The sequence below is a fragment of the Kitasatospora paranensis genome, from assembly GCF_039544005.1.
Taxonomy (GTDB): Bacteria; Actinomycetota; Actinomycetes; order Streptomycetales; family Streptomycetaceae; genus Kitasatospora; species Kitasatospora paranensis.
Map to the genome: position 1 here is coordinate 2,050,226 of NZ_BAABKV010000001.1, position 16,817 is coordinate 2,067,042.

Annotated in this window: 15 protein-coding genes and 2 pseudogenes; 11 read left to right on the plus strand and 6 right to left on the minus strand. The window is 74.8% G+C overall.

The window, feature by feature from the left end:
* Window positions 1-266 precede the first annotated feature (266 nt).
* Window positions 267-1,217 (plus strand): terpene synthase family protein, encoded by a 951-nt coding sequence (locus tag ABEB13_RS10245; RefSeq protein ID WP_345705239.1) that lies wholly within the window; start codon window positions 267-269, stop codon window positions 1,215-1,217.
* Window positions 1,218-1,465: 248 nt separating this feature from the next.
* On the opposite strand, the gene ABEB13_RS10250 is transcribed toward ABEB13_RS10245, so the two are convergent.
* Entirely contained in the window at window positions 1,466-1,891 is a 426-nt protein-coding gene (locus ABEB13_RS10250) for a DUF6325 family protein (RefSeq protein ID WP_345705240.1), read from the minus strand.
* A 165-nt stretch (window positions 1,892-2,056) separates the two neighbouring features.
* Between ABEB13_RS10250 and ABEB13_RS10255 the strand changes: the two genes are divergently transcribed.
* The 5 genes and pseudogenes from ABEB13_RS10255 to ABEB13_RS10275 all read left to right on the plus strand — a co-directional run bounded on the left by ABEB13_RS10255 (window position 2,057) and on the right by ABEB13_RS10275 (window position 7,153).
* Complete coding sequence (locus ABEB13_RS10255; RefSeq protein WP_100891106.1) at window positions 2,057-2,380, plus strand: hypothetical protein; 324 nt, start codon at window positions 2,057-2,059, stop codon at window positions 2,378-2,380.
* A 158-nt stretch (window positions 2,381-2,538) separates the two neighbouring features.
* A complete protein-coding gene (locus tag ABEB13_RS10260) occupies window positions 2,539-3,564 on the plus strand; it encodes a LacI family DNA-binding transcriptional regulator (protein WP_345705241.1) in 1,026 nt (341 codons plus the stop codon).
* 187 nt (window positions 3,565-3,751) lie between these two features.
* Window positions 3,752-5,769: pseudogene (locus ABEB13_RS10265) on the plus strand (glycoside hydrolase family 31 protein).
* 37 nt (window positions 5,770-5,806) lie between these two features.
* Complete coding sequence (locus ABEB13_RS10270) at window positions 5,807-6,121, plus strand: DNA-binding response regulator (protein WP_345705242.1); 315 nt, start codon at window positions 5,807-5,809, stop codon at window positions 6,119-6,121.
* Between the two features lie 58 nt (window positions 6,122-6,179).
* Window positions 6,180-7,153, plus strand: a pseudogene (locus tag ABEB13_RS10275) (acetylxylan esterase).
* Between the two features lie 136 nt (window positions 7,154-7,289).
* Here ABEB13_RS10275 and ABEB13_RS10280 read toward each other — a convergent pair.
* A complete protein-coding gene (locus tag ABEB13_RS10280; RefSeq protein WP_345705243.1) occupies window positions 7,290-8,516 on the minus strand; it encodes a serine hydrolase domain-containing protein in 1,227 nt (408 codons plus the stop codon).
* Window positions 8,517-8,610: 94 nt separating this feature from the next.
* Between ABEB13_RS10280 and ABEB13_RS10285 the strand changes: the two genes are divergently transcribed.
* On the plus strand, window positions 8,611-9,120 hold the full coding sequence (locus tag ABEB13_RS10285) for an NUDIX hydrolase (RefSeq protein ID WP_345705244.1): 510 nt from the start codon (window positions 8,611-8,613) through the stop codon (window positions 9,118-9,120).
* On the opposite strand, the gene ABEB13_RS10290 is transcribed toward ABEB13_RS10285, so the two are convergent.
* The 3 genes from ABEB13_RS10290 to ABEB13_RS10300 all read right to left on the minus strand — a co-directional run bounded on the left by ABEB13_RS10290 (window position 9,096) and on the right by ABEB13_RS10300 (window position 10,842).
* Window positions 9,096-9,737: a cytochrome b/b6 domain-containing protein gene (locus ABEB13_RS10290; RefSeq protein ID WP_345705245.1), complete on the minus strand. Its 642-nt coding sequence runs from the start codon at window positions 9,735-9,737 to the stop codon at window positions 9,096-9,098. The genes ABEB13_RS10285 and ABEB13_RS10290 overlap by 25 nt on opposite strands.
* Window positions 9,721-10,374, minus strand: a complete 654-nt coding sequence (locus tag ABEB13_RS10295) for a molybdopterin-dependent oxidoreductase (protein WP_345709617.1) — start codon at window positions 10,372-10,374, stop codon at window positions 9,721-9,723. Before ABEB13_RS10295 ends, ABEB13_RS10290 begins: the two co-directional genes overlap by 17 nt.
* A 111-nt stretch (window positions 10,375-10,485) precedes the next feature.
* Window positions 10,486-10,842: a DUF6193 family natural product biosynthesis protein gene (locus tag ABEB13_RS10300; RefSeq protein WP_345705246.1), complete on the minus strand. Its 357-nt coding sequence runs from the start codon at window positions 10,840-10,842 to the stop codon at window positions 10,486-10,488.
* Between the two features lie 89 nt (window positions 10,843-10,931).
* Between ABEB13_RS10300 and ABEB13_RS10305 the strand changes: the two genes are divergently transcribed.
* The 3 genes from ABEB13_RS10305 (at window position 10,932) to ABEB13_RS10315 (ending at window position 14,740) form a co-directional block, all read left to right on the plus strand.
* Complete coding sequence (locus ABEB13_RS10305) at window positions 10,932-11,723, plus strand: TetR/AcrR family transcriptional regulator (RefSeq protein ID WP_345705247.1); 792 nt, start codon at window positions 10,932-10,934, stop codon at window positions 11,721-11,723.
* Window positions 11,724-11,847: 124 nt separating this feature from the next.
* Window positions 11,848-13,833: a hypothetical protein gene (locus ABEB13_RS10310; RefSeq protein ID WP_345705248.1), complete on the plus strand. Its 1,986-nt coding sequence runs from the start codon at window positions 11,848-11,850 to the stop codon at window positions 13,831-13,833.
* Window positions 13,834-13,951: 118 nt separating this feature from the next.
* Entirely contained in the window at window positions 13,952-14,740 is a 789-nt protein-coding gene (locus ABEB13_RS10315; RefSeq protein ID WP_345705249.1) for a phosphotransferase enzyme family protein, read from the plus strand.
* A 61-nt stretch (window positions 14,741-14,801) separates the two neighbouring features.
* Here ABEB13_RS10315 and ABEB13_RS10320 read toward each other — a convergent pair whose 3' ends face one another.
* Window positions 14,802-15,821: an aldo/keto reductase gene (locus tag ABEB13_RS10320; RefSeq protein WP_345705250.1), complete on the minus strand. Its 1,020-nt coding sequence runs from the start codon at window positions 15,819-15,821 to the stop codon at window positions 14,802-14,804.
* 152 nt (window positions 15,822-15,973) lie between these two features.
* On the opposite strand from ABEB13_RS10320, the gene ABEB13_RS10325 reads away from it, so the two are divergent.
* On the plus strand, window positions 15,974-16,570 hold the full coding sequence (locus ABEB13_RS10325; protein ID WP_345705251.1) for a TetR/AcrR family transcriptional regulator: 597 nt from the start codon (window positions 15,974-15,976) through the stop codon (window positions 16,568-16,570).
* The last annotated feature ends 247 nt before the right edge of the window (window positions 16,571-16,817 follow it).

The following is a 16,817-nucleotide window of genomic DNA, read 5'->3' on the forward strand; positions in this document are numbered from 1 at the left end:
CCTCCGCCTCTTCCGATCGTTGTTCCGTTCCCGACAGTAGCGCCGCGACAGCGGCCGCGGGCGGCATTCGCGCAGGCCGGGACGGGAACGGAGGGTTGGCCGGGGGTGCCAAGGGCAAATGCCCTGATACGCATGCCATGTGATGATCCGATGGGATACCCTTCGGGCCCGTACCGCAGAGTTGATCATTCACTCATGCACGCATCGAGGTACCGCGCAACGCACCGGCACAGCACCGAACCGACAGCCACAGCGCTGGGAGCACGATGTCCGACGACACCTCACTCGCCCTTCCCTTCCCCCACCAGCGAAGCCCCCACCACTCCCTCGCCGCGCTCCACCACCGCACCTGGCTCGACCGGCACCGCAAGCTGGCGGCCGTGGCCGACGAGACCGCGTACGCCCACTGGGAGGTCGCGGAGCTCGCAGCACTCAGCTACCCCGCCGCCGGACCGGACGAACTCGCCCTGGCCGCCGACCTGCTGGGGTTCTACTTCCTCTTCGACGACCAGTTCGACTCGGCACTGGGCCGCCGCCCCGCCGAGGTGACGCGGATCTGCGACCGGCTCATCGACGTCCTGCACGGCGCACTGCCGGACGGCACCTCGGACGTGGAACGGGCCTTCGCCGACATCTGGCGGCGCTCCACCGCCGGGATGCCGGCCCGCTGGCGGGCCCGCGCAGCGGCGAACTGGGAGTGGTACTTCGCCAGCCACCCGGCCGAGGCCGGCGGCCGCCTCGACGGCCGGATCCCGGACCGCGACAGTTATCTGATGCTCCGTCGGGGCACGGCCGCCATGGAGACCATCTTCGACATGGTGGAGAGACTGGGCGGCTTCACCGTCCCGGCCGCCGTCCTGCACCATCCGACACTCAGACGCCTGCGGCAACTGGCCGCGGACATACCGTCGTTCAGCAATGACGTCCGGTCCTACCCGCTGGAGGCACCGCGCGGGGACGTCTACAACCTGGTGATGATCGTCCAGCGCGAGCGCGGCTGCCCGGTCGAGGAGGCCGGCGCCGTCGTCCTCGCCGAGGCCCAGCTGATGGTGGACACCTGCGCCGACCTGCTCACCCGACTCCCGCACGCCTACGAGGAGTTGGAGCTGGACGACGAGCAGCGCGCGATCGCCCGGCGCTACGCGGACGGCATCACCGCATGGCTGGCCGGCTACCTCCACTGGGAGCGACGGACGGGCCGCTACCGCACCGGGTGACCGGTGATGCACCCACCGTAGCGGACGGCGCCCGGGAGGGCCAGAGCCCGAGCCGCGCCGGGGCGGGGATTTCCGACGGGCGCGCGTCGCCACCGTCACGCCGGGCCGTGCACCTGCCCGCCGCGGGCCCGCCCGGCCCCCGGCCCGCCGGGCCGCCCGGCGCCGCCACCGGGCGGCCACCCCGGCGCCACCACCCGTTCGGCCCGCAGCCGCCCCGCCGATCGGCCGGGGTGGGCGGCCCGCGGCCGTCAGCCGTCCGCGCCGCGCTGGCGGGCGGCCCGCAGCGCGGCCTCGATCCGCTCCGGCGGGATCCGCACCCCGGAGACGATCCGCCCGCCGACGGCGCGCAGCGCCTCCTCGGCGGCCCGGGCCCACAGGTGCTCGATCAGCACGAGGACCGCCACCGTGCCGGGCTCCAGCAGCCCGCCGGCCTCCCTGGCGTCCTCCGGGCCGATCAGCGGCAGGTCGTGGCCGCCCGCCGCAGCCACGCCGCGCAGGTGCTCCACCTCCCCGACCTCCGTGTAGCCGACCTCGCCGTCGGCGCCCCGGGCGACCACCAGCGAGTCGACGACCCTGATGTCGCCGGCGGTGCGCAGAGTCCCGAGCACCCGGGCGGCCTCGGCCGTGATGGTCTCCTGCGGGAACGCCAGGACGATCAGTTCGGCCGGCCCCATCCAGGGCTCCCTTCCGTGCGGCGGCTCCCTCGAAGGTGATCAAAGCACGGCGCCGGTCGTCCGCCGCGGAGGCGGGGCGCGGACGGCGCACGGCCGCTGGCGGACGGCGCCGGGCCGTGGTCTCTGGGAGGCACGGCACCGTGCCGTGGAACGAGGAGCACTCCGATGACCATCCCCGTCGCGAAACTGTCCAACCCCGCCGTCCGGGCCCTGGTGGGCGCCATCAACGACGGCGATCCGACGGCGTTCTTCGCCGCCCTGACGACCGATGCCACGATGTCCGACGACGGGTCGGACCGTCCGCTGGCGGCCTGGGCCGACCGGGAGATCTTCTCCTCGCGCGGCCACATGGACGTCCAGGCCGAGAAGGACGGCGGACTGGCACTGATCGCCAACTACCGCAACGACACCTGGGGCGAGATGAAGACCGCCTGGCGGTTCACCGTCGACGGCGCGCGCGTCAGCCGCTTCGAGACCGGCCAGGCCTGACGGCTCGGGACGCCTCTCGGACGGATTGGTGAAGCGCTTCGACACCGGGTCTGGACACAGTCCATCTGCCTCTCTAAGCTCTCCCGGCAGGACAGCATCGAGCCGCACAGCAGACATTGTCGAAGCGCTTCACCTCCGGCGCCCGACAGTGTCGCGAGATGGAGCACCAGATGGTCACGCTCGCCCAGGTCGCCCGGCACGCCGGGGTGTCCCCGAGCACGGTCTCGTACGTCATCAGCGGCAAGCGGTCCATCTCGCAGGACACCCGGCTGCGAGTGGAGCGCAGCATCGCCGAGCTCGGCTACCACCCGCACGCGGGGGCCCGGGCCCTGGCGAGCAACCGGTCGAACGTCATCGCGCTGATGATCCCGCTGCGCACCGACATGTTCGTCCCGGTGATGATGGAGATCGCGATCGCCATCACCACCACTGCCCGTCGCTACTCCCACGACGTCCTGCTGCTCACCAGCGAGGAGGGGCCGTCCGCGGTCAAGCGGATAGCGGCCAGCGGGCTCGCCGACGCGATGATCCTGATGGACGTCGAACTGGAGGACGAGCGGATCCCGCTGCTGCGGCAGACCGGCGCCGCGGCCGCCCTGATCGGGCTGCCCGCCGACCCGGCCGGACTGACCTGCGTGGACCTCGACTTCGAGGCCACCGGGGCGCTGGCCGCCGACCACCTGGCCGACCTCGGGCACCGCGAGGTGGCGCTCATCGGCGCCGCCGAGTCGGTCTACCGGCGGCACACCGGCTTCGCCGAGCGCACCCTGGCCGGCTTCCGCCAGCAGGCCCAGGCCCGCGGCCTGAGCTTCCTGCACCGCCCCTGCGGGGTCGGCCACGAGGCGGCCGGCGGCACCCTCTCCCGGATCCTCCAGGAACGGCCGCACACCACCGGCTTCGTGGTGCAGAACGAGGCCGCGCTGCCCCACCTGCTCGCCGGCCTGCGCCAGTTGGGCCGGGCCGTCCCGGAGGACGTGTCCATCGTGGCGATCTGTCCCGACGAGGTCGCCCTGAACTCCGCCCCGCAGCTGACCTCGGTCTCCATCCCTGCCCAGGAGATGGGCCGCCGCGCCGTCGAGCTCGTGATGGCGCAGGCCGACGGCGCGGACACCTCCGGACTCACCCTGCTGAGCCCGGCCCTCACCGTGCGGGAGAGCAGCGGACCTGCCCCGCACCGCTCCTGACGCATCGTCAGTTCGTTTCCCCAGGCACCAGCCCCCGCACCACCGGGCCGCTCGCGCGCATCGCCGATCCCCCGGGCCACCGGGCGCGCCACCGCGCACCCGCACCCCCACCGATCCGCCCGCCGGCGGCGGCGACCGGCCGCCGGCGCGCCCCGCGCTGCCCGCGCGCGACGTCAGGAGCAGTCCCGTGACCCACCCCCAGCCCATCCCCCCGCCGGAGAAGCCCGAGGCCCCCGGTGTGCTGCGCGAGCACGACGGCGCCCTGGAGTGGCACGGCCACCTGGAGACCCTGCGCCTGGAACCCTGGGGGGCGGACGCGATCCGGGTGCGGGCGGTGCGCGGCGGGCGGCTGGCCCACGACCTGCCGGGGGCACTGCTCGACGAGGCGCCGCCGAGCGAGGCCGTGGTCAAGGCCGAGGGCTCCGTCGGCCGGATCGTCAACGGGCGGATCACCGCCGAGGTCACCGACCGCGGCATCGTGCGATTCCTGCGCGCCGACGGCAGCGAACTGCTCTCCGAGCAGCCCGCGCACTTCTGGTGGCCCGGAGCCCGGCTGTACACCCCGACCGGCAACGGCTACCACCGCCTGGAGCAGCGGTTCGCCGCGTACGACGGCGAGCGGCTCTACGGCCTCGGCCAGCACCAGCACGGCCTGTTCGACCAGAAGGGCGCCACCGTCGACCTGGTGCAGCGCAACGCCGAGGTGTCCATCCCGGTGCTGCTGTCCGACCGCGGCTACCTGCTGCTGTGGAACAATCCGGCGATCGGCCGGGTCGAACTCGCCGTCAACGGCACTCGCTGGGTCGCCGACAGCGCCCGCCAGTTCGACTACTGGATCACCGCCGGCGCCCCCGCCGAGACCCTCGCCCGGTACGCCGACGCGACCGGCCACTCCCCGAGATGCCCGCCTGGGCGACCGGCTTCTGGCAGTGCAAGCTGCGCTACCGCACCCAGGACGAACTGCTGGACGTCGCCCGCGAGTACAAGCGCCGTGGCCTGCCGCTCTCGGTCATCGTCAACGACTTCTTCCACTGGACCCACCTCGGCGACTGGCGCCTGGACCCCGCCGAGTGGCCCGATCCCACCGCGATGGTGCGGGAGCTGGCCGACATGGGCGTGCGCCTGATGGTCTCCGTCTGGCCCTCCGTCAGCCCGCTCAGCGAGAACCACGCCGAACTCGAGCGCCGCGGCCTGCTGATCGGCACCGAGTACGGGCCGATGGCGCACGCCGAATGGCCCGACAAGGGCGTCGACTCCACCGTCCAGGTCGCCTTCTACGACGCCACCAACCCCGAGGCCCGGGCCTTCCTGTGGGACCGCATCGAGCGCAACTACCTCGCGCACGGCATCAGGACGTTCTGGCTGGACGCCTGCGAGCCCGAGATCAACCCCGGCCACCAGGCCAACCTGCGCTACCACGCCGGGCCCGGCCCGGAGGTCGGCAACCTCTACCCCCGCGAGAACGCCCGTGCCTTCCACGAGGGCATGCTCGCCGCCGGCGACCCCGAGGTCGTCACCCTCAACCGGTCGTCCTGGGCCGGCGCCCAGCGCTACGGCGCGGCGCTGTGGTCCGGCGACATCGGCACCGACTTCGCCACCCTGCGCGACCAGATCAAGGCCGGGCTGAACGTCATGCTCTCCGGCATCCCCTGGTGGACGACCGACATCGGCGGCTTCCACGGCGGCGACCCGGACGACCCGGCGTACCGCGAGGTGATGATCCGCTGGTTCCAGTACGGCACCTTCTGCCCGCTGTTCCGGCTGCACGGCTACCGCGAGCCGTGGATGCGGCTCGGCCCCGGCATGACCGGCGGCCCCAACGAGGTCTGGTCCTACGGCGAGCAGGCGTACGGGATCCTCACCGAGCACCTGCGGCTGCGCGAACGGCTGCGCCCCTACCTGCAGGAGCAGATGCGGCACACCGCGCGGACCGGCGTCCCGCCGATGCGGCCGCTGTTCCTGGAGTTCCCCGAGGACGGGGCCGCCTGGCAGGTCGAGGACGCCTTCCTGCTGGGACCCGACCTGCTGGTCGCCCCGGTCACCGAGGCCGGCGCCCGGGAGCGGTCGGTGTACCTGCCGGCCGGCGCCACCTGGCGGGACGCCCGGACGGGCGCCGTGCACCCGGGCGGCACCACGGTGACCGCCGAGGCCCCGATCGACCGGATCCCGCTCTACCTGCGCGACGACGCCCGGCTGCCGATCTGAGCCGGCCGACCATCCCCTGCCCGCCGAGGAGGCCACCATGCACGCGACCACCACCCTGAACCGCGGGCGCACGCCCGCGGGCCGGCCCGTCGCACCGCACCACGCGCCGTGCCCGCAACCCGTGCCGCAGACCCGGCGCCCGGCCGCCGGGCTGCTGGCACCCGAGGAGCACCAACTGCTGCTGCTGCTCGCCGAGGGGCTGCCGCTGGACGCCGTCGCCCGCCGGCTGTCCACCTCCAGCCGGACACTGCGCCGGCGGATCCGCGTCCTGTGCGACCGGATCGGCGTCCGCACCCCTGCAGGCCGCCGTCTGGGCGGCCCGCCGAGGCCTGATCTGACCCCGACGGGGTAGCACAAGCCGGGGTCGGGCGCCGCCGCGCCCCGACCGCGCACCGATGCGAGGAGTGACCGTGCCGCTGACCGACCTGCCGTACGAGGACCTGCTGGAGTACCGGCCCGAGCCGGCCGCCCCCGAGGGCCTGGACGCCTTCTGGGCGGACACCCTGGCCCGGGCCCGGGCGCTCGGCGGCGAGCCGTCGGTCACCCCGGTGGCCGATGCGCTGCTGCCGGCCTTCGAGGTGTCGGACGTGCGCTTCCCCGGATACGGCGGCGAGCCGGTCGCGGGCTGGCTGCTGGTGCCGCGCGGCGCGGCGGGCCCGCTGCCCGCGGTGGTCGAGTACCTCGGGTACAGCCAGGGCCGGGGGCTGCCGCTGGAGCGGCTGCTGTTCCCGTCGGCCGGCTACGCGTACCTGGTGATGGACACCCGCGGACAGGGCCACGACACCCCGGACCCGCACCCGGGCGACCCGCAGTGGTTCGCCGGGCTGATGACCCGCGGCGTGGAGTCCCCGAGCGGTACTACTACCGGCGGCTGTACACGGACGCCGTCCGGGCGGTGGACTTCGTGCGCGGCCTGCCGCAGGTGGACGCCGACCGGGTGGTGGTGGCCGGCGCCAGCCAGGGCGGCGGGCTGGCGCTCGCCACGGCCGCGCTGGCGGACGGCCTGGTGGCCGCGGCCCTGGTCGACGTGCCGTTCCTGCAGCACTTCCGGCGCGCCGTGGAGATCGCCGGGGTCGGCCCGTACCCGGAGATCGCCGAGTACCTGGGGCTGCACAGCCGCGAGCAGGTCGAGCGGACGTTCGCCACGCTCGCCCACTTCGACGGCCTGCACCTGGCATCCCGGGCGAGCGCTCCCGCGCTGTTCAGCGTCGGCCTGATGGACCCGGTCTGCCCACCGTCCACGGTGTTCGCCTCCTACCACCGCTACGCCGGCCACAAGGACATCGAGGTGTGGCGGTTCGCCGACCACGCGGGCGGCCGGTCCTCGCAGCAGCGGCGCCAGCTGGAGTGGCTGCGCGACCGCGGGCTGGGCGCCAAGGCCTGACGGGGTGCCCAGGCCCGACGGGCGGCGAGGCCTGACGGGCGGCGAGGCCTGACGGGCGGCGAGGGCTGATCCGGATCCGGTCGGACGCCCGCGCCCCGGCGGGTCGGGCGTCCGGCGGGTCGGGCGTCCGGCGGGGTCAGGCGTCCAGGCAGGCCCGGACGGCCGCGATCAGTGTGCGGGAGCGGATGTCGCCGGTCACGCCCGGCTGCATGCCGTTGGTGACGTACCCGAAGCCGATGCCGAGCTCCGGGTCGGCGAAGCCCAGCGAGCCGCCCCGGCCGGGGTGGCCGAAGCTCGCCGGGGAGGCCATCGGCGAGGTGGCGCCGTGCCGGAAGAAGCCTTGGCCGAACACGGTGTTGACGATCAGCACCTTGTCCGGGCCGCAGACCGCGGGGCCCATCGCCTCCTTCAGCACCGCCGGGCCCAGCAGTGCGGGCAGTCGCTCGCCCGGGGCGCCGCCGTGCCGGTCCGCGGCGCCGATCAGCGCCGCGTAGAAGCGCGCCACCGAGCGGGCCGTGCCGATGCCGCCCGCCCCCGGCACCTCGGCGGCCTGCACCGCCGGGTCGTTGAGGTCGACCGTGGCCCGCACCGCGGCGAAGGCCCGGGCGGTCAGCGAGTTGTGGTCCTGGTAGGCGCGGACGACGGACGCCTTCGGGCGGACCTTCATGCCGTTCGGACCGGCCTGGGCGGCCTCCGGTGCGGGCAGGTCGACCAGTCGGCCGACCCGCGGCCCGGCGCCGGCCGGCAGCCCGATCCACAGGTCCAGGCCGAGCGGCCGGGCGATCTCCTCCGCCAGGTAGTGGCCGACGCTGCGGCCGCTCGCCCGGCGCACCACCTCGCCGACCAGCCAGCCGAAGGTGTACGGGTGGTAGCCGTGCGCGGTGCCCGGCTCCCAGGCGGGCGCCTGCGCGGCGACGGCGGCTGCGGCGGGCTCCCAGGTCAGCAGGTCCTCCAGACGCAGCGGGACGTCCAACACCGGCAGTCCGGCCTGGTGCGAGAGCAGCCAGCGGACGGGGATGCGGCCCTTACCCTCGGCCGCGAACTCCGGCCAGTAGGAGGAGACCGGGGCGTCCAGGTCGAGCGCGCCGTGTTCGACCAGGTGCAGTGCGGCGGCCGCGGTCAGGCCCTTGGTGACCGAGCGCAGCACCTGCGCGGTGTCCGCCGTCCACGGCACCGCGGGCGCGGGCCGCCCGCCGACCTCGGGGCGCGCGTCGCCGCCCCACAGGTCGACCACCTTGCGCCCGTCGGCGTAGAGCGCGAACGCCGCGCCGAGCTCGCCGTACTCGCGGAAGTTGCGTGCGAACGCCTCCCGGACGGGCTCGAAGCCCTCCGCCGTCTCGCCCCAGATCTCCACCGCTGCCACCGACCGCCGCCTCGCCTCCGCCGCCTCCACCGCTTACCCGTTCGAACGATATCCGGGTGATCGCGGGGACGCCGAGTCGGTAGCGTGGTGGACCATGACGAACCCCGCTGAGGAACTGCTGGACGTGGTCGACGCACAGGACCGGGTGATCGGCACCGCGCCGCGCGGCGAGGTGTACCGGCAGGGGTTGACCCACCGCTGCGTCTTCATCCTGGTGCGGGACGCCGCGGACCGGATCTTCGTGCACCGCCGCACCGACACCAAGCTGTTCGCGCCGGGCGCGTACGACTGCTTCGTCGGCGGGGTGGTGGGTTCGGGCGAGACCTACGCGCACGCCGCCGTCCGGGAGGCCGAGGAGGAGCTCGGGGTCAGCGGGATCGAGCCCGTCCCGCTGTTCCGGTTCCTGTTCGAGCAGGACGGGCTGTCCTGGTTCTGCGACATGCACGAGGCCCGCTGGGACGGCCCGGTCTCCCCGCAGGTCGAGGAGGTCGCCTGGCACGGCTGGCTGACCGCCGACGAGCTGACCGAGCGGCTCGCGGAGTGGGACTTCGTGCCGGACGGCCGCGAGGCCTACCGCCGCTACCTGGAGTTCTCCGGCTCCTGAGGATCCCGGTCCGGATGAGGATCCCAGTCCGGATGCTCGCGGGCCGCCCACAGCGGATCCACCCGGCCGGTGCGCATGCCGCGCCGGGCCTCCGGGTCGCGCACGGCCATCCAGATGTGACCACCCACCACGACCGCGACCGCCGCGGCGAGCCAGTCGTGGACGAAGGTCGCGCCGGTGCGCCACACCAGCGGCGCGAGGTGGGTGAACCACATCAGCAGCCCGGTGCCGATCATCACCAGCGCCGCGCCGGCGATCCACGACGCGTACAGCTTCTGCCCGGCGTTGAACTTGCCGGCCGGGCGGCGGAAGGAGCGCCGGCGCACGGCGCGCAGCCACTGGCGGTCGGCGGCCGTGAAGCGGTTCAGCCGGCCCAGGTCGGCGCGCAGCGCCCGCGAGACCAGGCCGAGCAGCAGCGGCACCGGCAGCATCAGCCCGCACCACTCGTGCACGACGACGACCAGCCGACGGCGCCCGACCAGCTCGGACACCGGCCCGTAGTACAGCATCAGGGCCGTGACCAGGCAGATCATCATCAGGGTGGAGGTGGCCCGGTGCACCCAGCGCTCCGCCCGGACGAACCGGGGCAGCCGCCCGCCGTCAGCTCGTGGGGGCATCGTCGCGTCCGTTGGACCGACCGACCCAGGCGTCGACGTCATAGCCGTAGTCCTCCCAGTAACCGGGCTTGACGGAGGACGTGACGGTGATGCCCGACAGCCACTTCGCCGACTTGTAGAAGTACATCGGCGCGACGTACAGCCGCACCGGCCCACCGTGCGCGTGGCCGATCGAGCGGTCCTGCATCCGCAGGGCGACCAGGACGTCGTCCCGGCGGGCCTGGTCGAGCGTGAGGCTCTCGGTGTACGCGCCGTCGAAGCAGGTGAACCGGACGGCGGCGGCACCGTCCTTGACGCCCGCGGCCTCCAGGAGCCGGGACAGCCGGACGCCCTCGAACGGGGTGCTCGGCACCCGCCAGCCAGTGACGCACTGGACGTCGTGGACGATCCGGGTCTGCTCCATCGCCATCAGGTCCGCCAGCCGGTAGGTGCCGGGGCGGTCGACCAGGCCGTCGACGGTCAGTGTGTAGTTCGCGGGGCCGCGCTCGGGCACCGAGGCCACCACCGAGTAGTAGCGGAACCCGCCACCGCCGGGCAGCAGGTCGGCCAAGCCGGTCGGGTCCTTGCTGGTCACCGCTTCGACGCCGCGCTGGAGGTACGGCCCGGCGGCGATCCCGGCCGCCCCGAGGCCCAGCATCCCGAGCACGACGCGCCGCCCGACCGGCGTACCGGAGGTTTCGTTCACCCCTCGATTCGACCACTCCGCGGCGCCGCTGACCAGGGCCGACCGGCGGACGTCAGACTTTCGTCATGAACGGGGGCGGGCCGCGCACGGTCCGAGGCCGAGGCCGGGGCCGCGGGCGTCCCCGACGATCGCGGGGCCCAGGTCCGCCGGGAGGTGGTCCATGACCACGGCGACGGCCTCCGCCACGCCGTCGGTCTCCGCGAGCACCAGGGAGGAGTGGAACACCCTGACGCGGTACCGGCCGTGCCCCGGCGGTTGCACCACCGGTCCCATCTCCCCGGGCTCGGCCTCCGGCACCGCCCCGAGGCCGGCGCACGCCCGCTGCAGCGCCACGGCCGGGCTGCCCGCTTCGGCCACCTCGGGATACAGCTCCGGGAGCCGGGGCGGCCAGGGTCCGTCGTCGGAACGGCCGGAGATCATCCGGACAGTGTGGCGCCCGGCGGCGGCCGCGGCCAGGGGCCGTCCGCCCGGGCTCCCGTCCTGTCCCCACCAGGACTTAGGGTGGCGCCATGGTTTCCCGTACGCCGTCCCCGGCGCCCCGGTCGGATGATGCGCCCAACCGTGCCGAGAAGGCGCCGCGGCGCCGGCTCAGCGTCGACGAGCGCCGGGAGCAGCTGATCGCGGTGGCGCTGGAGCTGTTCAGCCGGCGGCCGCCCGAGGAGGTGTCGATCGACGACATCGCCGCGGCGGCCGGCGCGTCCCGGCCGCTGGTCTACCACTACTTCCCCGGCAAGCAGGCGATCTACGAGGAGTCGCTGCGGCGGGCCGGCCAGGAGCTGGCCGCGCGGTTCGAGGAGCCGGCCGAGGGGCCGCTGTCCGAGCGGCTGCTGCGCGTCATGGACCGCTACCTGGACTTCGTGGAGAGCCACGGGCCCGGCTTCGCCGCCCTGCTGCGCGGCGGCTCGGTGGCGGCCAGCCCGGACACCAACGCGGTCATCGACGAAGTCCGGCGCGCGGCGCAGGAGCAGATCCTGCTGCACCTCTCGCTGCCGAAGACCAGCCCCGGGGTGCGGCGCACCGTCCGGGCCTGGATCGCCAACGCGGAGATCTCCTCCCTCGACTGGCTGTCCGAACGGGCCCTTCCCCGCGCCGAGTTGCAGGTGCAGCTGGTGCAGGAACTGGTCGCGGCGCTGGCCCTGACCGCCTCCCGGGAGCCGGAACTCGCCGTGGAGTTCGCCGGGTTCTTCGCCGAGGAGCAGCCGGGCGGGCCCTCCGGCGGGCTGGTCCGCGGGCTGGCCGGGCTGCTGTCGGTGCCCGGCATCGCGGACACCCTCGCCCGGCTGGCGGTCCCGGAAGGCTGAGCGGTCACGCACAGGCGGACGGTCACGGACGGCTGAGGGGCGGAGGTCCGGCTGCCCGCGCCGGCCACGGCTTCTGATAGAAAGTGGACGGATTTTTCCACGGGGAGCGAGGGGGCTCGGCGCCATGACACTCGACGGCTTCGCAGGCGCGGAGCGGATCGCGGCGACACTCGACGTACTGGCCGAGGCGTTGCTGGACGAACACGCCACGCACTATCCGCTGGACGCCCTCACGGCCTTCCGGCGCGACGCCCACCCGTCCGCCGAGGCGCTGTTCGGGCTGCGGCTCGGCGCGGGCGGGGGCCCTGGGGTGCTGACGGTCCGTGGACTCGGGACCGTGGTCGAGGGCGGTACCACCCGGCGTACCGAGTCCGCGGCCGGGGCCGAGCAGGCGCTCACCGCGCGGTACGGCGCGGGTGCGGTGCGCGGGGTGCCGGTCGGACCGGAGGCCCCGTCGGGCGGCGGGTCCGCGGCCGGGCGGTTCCGGCTCCCGGTGGTGCCGGAGCCCGGGGACTCCGGGCTCCGCCCGCCGTTCACGGCCGCACTCGCCGCACTCGCCTCGGCCCGGCCGACGCTGGAGCCGGAGGAGCTCTCCACCGGCTCTGGCGTCGAGGCACGGCTCGTGGTGCCGTCGGTCTTCCACCCGCTGACAGCGCGCGGCGGCGGCGCCGCCGTGGCCGAGCACCTCGCCGAGGTGGCCGAGGAGATGTTCGCCGGCGGCGGCAGCGCGGTGCGCCGCGACTGGTCGGTGCTGGCCGCCGCGCTCGCCGACGAGGCGACGGCCGCCGGCGTGGTGTTCGCCGGGCTGTCCGCCCTCCGTGCCGGCGACCGGACGAGCCACGCCTCCCTGGTGGTCTCGCTGGCGCCCGCCCAGGGCCCGGCGGACGAACTGGCGCACCGGCTGGCGGACGCCCGTCCGCACGCCGAGGTCTGGACGGTGCTCCTGCCGGCCGGCCCCGCCGCGCTGCTGGTCGAGCCGCGCGCCCTGGCGGTGCCCGGCCACCTCGCCGCCGACGGGCAGGACCGCCGGGCGGTCAGCTCGGTCGTCCAGGCCGTGCTGCCGCTGCCCGACGGCAGCACCGCCCTCACGCTCCAGCTCGGCACCGTGCAGGCCGACGACTGGGAGCTCTACGCGGGCGTCTTCGCGGAGGTCCTGCAGAGTGTGCAGCTCGGCTGGGACGGCGTGACCGCTGCCCCCGCGCCGGTTCCGGCCCAGGCCCCGGTCGCGGCTCCGGCTCCGGCTCCGGCTGCCGCACCGCTGCAGGCACCGGCTCCCGTGCAGCCCGCGGTGGCCGAGCCCGCCCCGGCGGCCCCGGCCGCCGACCTGTGGGCCCCGGCACCGGCAGCCCCGGCACCGGTCGCCCCTCCCGTGGCCCCCGCGCCGCCCGCCGCTCCCGCCCCTGTGCCCGCTGCTGCCGCGACGGCTGCTCCGGAGGGGCCCAAGGGCACCCCCGTCCGGATCCCGCCACCGGACTTCAACCCGTTCGCGCCGCCGGCCCCGACCGCGCCGGTGGCGACCGTTCCGGCGCCCGCCGCACCGGCCGACGGGCAGGCTCCCGGTGCGGGCAAGGGCACCCCCGTCCGGGTCCCGCCGCCGGACTTCGACCCGTTCGCGCCCCCGGCCCCGACCGCCGGCGCCCCCGCGGCCCCCGCCGTACCGGCACCCGTCGCCGCCGTTCCGGCACCGGCCGCCCCCGCGGTGGCCGACCCCTTCGGCACGGTGGTGTCGAACGAGCCGCAGGATCCGTTCGGTACGGTCACCGGCGCACCGCCGGCCCGCCCGGCGGCCCCCGTGAGCGCGCCGCCGCCACCCGCGGCCGCGCCCGCGACCCCGGCTGCGGAGGCTCCGCCCGGCCCCGGCAAGGGCACCCCCGTGCGGATCCCGCCGCCGGACTTCAACCCGTTCGCACCGCCGGCCCCGACCGCGCCGGCGGCTGCCGCGCCGGCCGAGGAGGCCCCGGCCGGATCCGGCAAGGGCACCCCCGTGCGGATCCCGCCGCCGGACTTCAACCCGTTCGCGCCCCCGGCCCCGACCACCGGCGCACCCGCGGCCCCCGCCGCACCGGCACCGGCCGCGGAGGAGCCCCCGGCCTACAACCCCTTCGGCTGAACCCGCTGCACCGGGCCGTGGTGGCGGTGCGAGCACCGGCTCGCACCGCCACCACCCGGCCGGATGACGGCATGTCGACACATCGACGGAGGCCGGGCCCCCGGCAGGAGGAGGCAGCGTGCGCGGGACGGACCGCGAGGTGCTGGCCGGCGGCGGCGTGAACGAGGTCGTTCGGATCGGCACGACCGTACGGCGCCCCACCGGACCGTGGTCGCCGCAGGTGCACGCCCTGTTGCGGCACCTGCGGGAACAGGGCTTCACGGCGGCGCCCTCGGTGCGGGACGTCACGGCGGACGGCTTCGAGATCCTCGACTTCCTGCCCGGGGAGGTGAGCAACTACCCCGCCACACCGGCCGCGGCGTCCGTCCAGGCCCTGCTGGGCGCGGCCGGGCTGCTGCGCGCCTTCCACGACGCGACCGCGGGATCCGCGCTGACCGCGGCCACGGGCTGGATGCTCCCCGCCCGGACGCCCGCCGAGGTGGTCTGCCACGGCGACTTCGCCCCGCACAACTGCGTGCTCGACGGCCACCGGGCGGTCGGCATCATCGACTTCGACACCGCCCACCCCGGGCCACGCCTGTGGGACGTGGCGTACGCGGTGTACCGCTGGGCGCCGATCACCGCCCCCGGCAACGCGGACGGCTTCGGTACCGCCGACGAACAGGCCCGGCGCACCCGGTTGTTCTGCGACCGGTACGGGCTGGACGCCGAGGCACGCGCCGGGCTGGTCGACGCGGTGACGGCCCGGCTGCACGCGCTGGTGGACTTCATGCATGAGCAGGCCGCTGCCAGCAGCGCGGCCTTCGCGAGCCATCTCGCCGCCGGCCACCACCGGCAGTACCTCGGCGATGCCGCCTACCTGGCGGAGCAGCGCGCGCTCTTCGAGGAGCACCTGACGGCGGGTTGAGGCACGGGACGGCCGTTGATCAGCGGCATGCGATCAACGGCGGTCGATCGGCGGGGTCCGATCAGCGGCGGCGCAGCGCCGGGTCGAGCAGGGCGGGCGGGGTGTCGAACTTCTCGTGTGCGGCGAGGTCGGTGCCGGGCGCCACGATCGCGTCGATCGCGTCGAGGACGTCGGCCGGGAGCACGGTGTCCGCGGCGGCGAGCTGCGCCTGCAGGTGCTCCGGCGTTCGGGGGCCGATGATCGCGGCGGTCACCGCCGGGTGCGCGGTCACGAAGCCGAGGGCGAGCTGGATCAGCGTCAGTCCGGCCCCGTCGGCGACCTGGACGAGCTGCTCGACCGCGTCGAGCCTGGCCCGGTTGGCCGGGACGGCGGTGTCGAAGCGCTCCGGTACGACCTTCGAGCGGTTGCCGGTGAGCTCCCTGCCCGCGCGGACGGCGCCCGACAGCCAGCCCGAGGCCAGTGGGCTCCACGCCAGCACCCCGAGCCCGTACTCCTCGGTCACCGGCAGGACATGGGCCTCGATCCCCCGCTGCAGGATCGAGTAGCTGGGCTGTTCGGTGACATAACGGCCCAGGTGGTTGGCGCGGGCGGCCCACTGCGCCTGCACAAGGCGGTGGGCGGGGAAGGTCGAGGAGCCGAAGTAGCGGATCTTTCCCGCGCGCTGCAGGTCGGTCAGGGCCGACAGCGTCTCCTCGTCGGCGGTGGTCGGGTCCCAGCGGTGGATCTGGTAGAGGTCGACATGGTCGACACCGAGGCGGCGCAGGCTGTTGTCCAGCTCGGTGACCAGCCAACGGCGTGAGCTGCCGCGGTGGTTGCGCTCGTCGCCGATCGGCAGACCGGCCTTGGTGGCCAGCACGAGGTCGTCGCGGCGGCCGGCGATGGCCTTGCCGACCATCTCCTCCGACTCGCCGCTGCCGTACATGTCGGCGGTGTCGATGAGGTTGATCCCGGCGTCGAGGGCGGCGTCGACGATCGCGGTGGCCTCGTCCTGGGTGGTGCGTCCGATCGCGCCGAAGTTCATGGCGCCGAGGGCGAGGGTGCTGACCTGCACGCCGGTGCGGCCCAAAGTGCGGTACTGCATGGTGGTGTCTCCCCTGTCGTGGGTGGGGCACGGAGGATGCGCGGCTTGGCCGTCGGCCTGCCGCTCTGGCATCATGAATAAACGGAACCCCGTTCCGAAAACGATACGGAACACAGTTCCGCTTTGCAAGGGCGGACCGGAAGGACAGTGCGGTGAACGACGGCAACAGCGGCCCGGGCGCGGCGCCCGCGGGCCGCCCCAAGCGGGCGGACGCCCAGCGCAACCAGGAGGCGCTGCTCGAAGCGGCCGCCGCGATCTTCGTCCGGTCGGGCGTCGAGGCCCCGGTGCGCGACATCGCGGCCGAGGCCGGCGTCGGGACGGGCACCATCTACCGGCACTTCCCGACCCGGTCGGATCTGATCATCGCCGTGTACCGGCACCAGGTCGACGCCTGCGCCGCGGCCGGTCCGGCACTCCTCGCCGCCGGGCCAACGCCGTACGCCGCACTGGGGAAGTGGATCGACCTCTTCGTCGACTTCATGGTCACCAAGCACGGCCTCGCGACCGTGCTCCAGGCCGACAACACCGACTTCGCCGCGCTGCACGCCTGGTTCCTCGACCGACTGGTCCCCGTCTGCGACCAACTGCTCGACGCGGCAGCCGCGACCGGCGAATCCCGTTCCGACCTGGCCGGGTACGAACTCATGCGCGCCGTCGGCAACCTCTGCATCGGCGGGTACGACAACCCCTGCTACGACGCGCGCCGGCTGGTCGCAGTCCTCGTCGCAGGACTGCGACTTCCGCAGTAGCCGGTACCGACGACAGCCGCCGGGCACCGCCCGGCGGGCCGGCACCCCGCGTCACCGACCGACCCCGGTCCGTGGTCCAGACCTATTGCCAGCGCGCGCCGCGGTCCCTACCCTCCAATGCACAGGACCCTGCGCAACCCGACGGCCCGGGTCCCCGGCTCCGCCGTGCCCGGTCGCGGCCGAGCCCTGCACCTGGCACCTCCCCACAGGTAGGGGAGCCCCGGCCGCCCGCGGCCCGGCGCTCCCG

Excerpts from the sequence above, each read along its gene's own strand:
- ABEB13_RS10245 (WP_345705239.1), top strand. The coding sequence starts at position 267 with ATGTCCGACGACACCTCACTCGCCCTTCCCTTCCCCCACCAGCGAAGC.
- ABEB13_RS10250 (WP_345705240.1), bottom strand. The coding sequence starts at position 1,891 with ATGGGGCCGGCCGAACTGATCGTCCTGGCGTTCCCGCAGGAGACCATC.
- ABEB13_RS10255 (WP_100891106.1), top strand. The coding sequence starts at position 2,057 with ATGACCATCCCCGTCGCGAAACTGTCCAACCCCGCCGTCCGGGCCCTG.
- ABEB13_RS10260 (WP_345705241.1), top strand. The coding sequence starts at position 2,539 with ATGGAGCACCAGATGGTCACGCTCGCCCAGGTCGCCCGGCACGCCGGG.
- ABEB13_RS10270 (WP_345705242.1), top strand. The coding sequence starts at position 5,807 with ATGCACGCGACCACCACCCTGAACCGCGGGCGCACGCCCGCGGGCCGG.
- ABEB13_RS10285 (WP_345705244.1), top strand. The coding sequence starts at position 8,611 with ATGACGAACCCCGCTGAGGAACTGCTGGACGTGGTCGACGCACAGGAC.
- ABEB13_RS10290 (WP_345705245.1), bottom strand. The coding sequence starts at position 9,737 with ATGCCCCCACGAGCTGACGGCGGGCGGCTGCCCCGGTTCGTCCGGGCG.
- ABEB13_RS10295 (WP_345709617.1), bottom strand. The coding sequence starts at position 10,374 with ATGCTGGGCCTCGGGGCGGCCGGGATCGCCGCCGGGCCGTACCTCCAG.
- ABEB13_RS10300 (WP_345705246.1), bottom strand. The coding sequence starts at position 10,842 with ATGATCTCCGGCCGTTCCGACGACGGACCCTGGCCGCCCCGGCTCCCG.
- ABEB13_RS10305 (WP_345705247.1), top strand. The coding sequence starts at position 10,932 with ATGGTTTCCCGTACGCCGTCCCCGGCGCCCCGGTCGGATGATGCGCCC.
- ABEB13_RS10310 (WP_345705248.1), top strand. The coding sequence starts at position 11,848 with ATGACACTCGACGGCTTCGCAGGCGCGGAGCGGATCGCGGCGACACTC.
- ABEB13_RS10320 (WP_345705250.1), bottom strand. The coding sequence starts at position 15,821 with ATGCAGTACCGCACTTTGGGCCGCACCGGCGTGCAGGTCAGCACCCTC.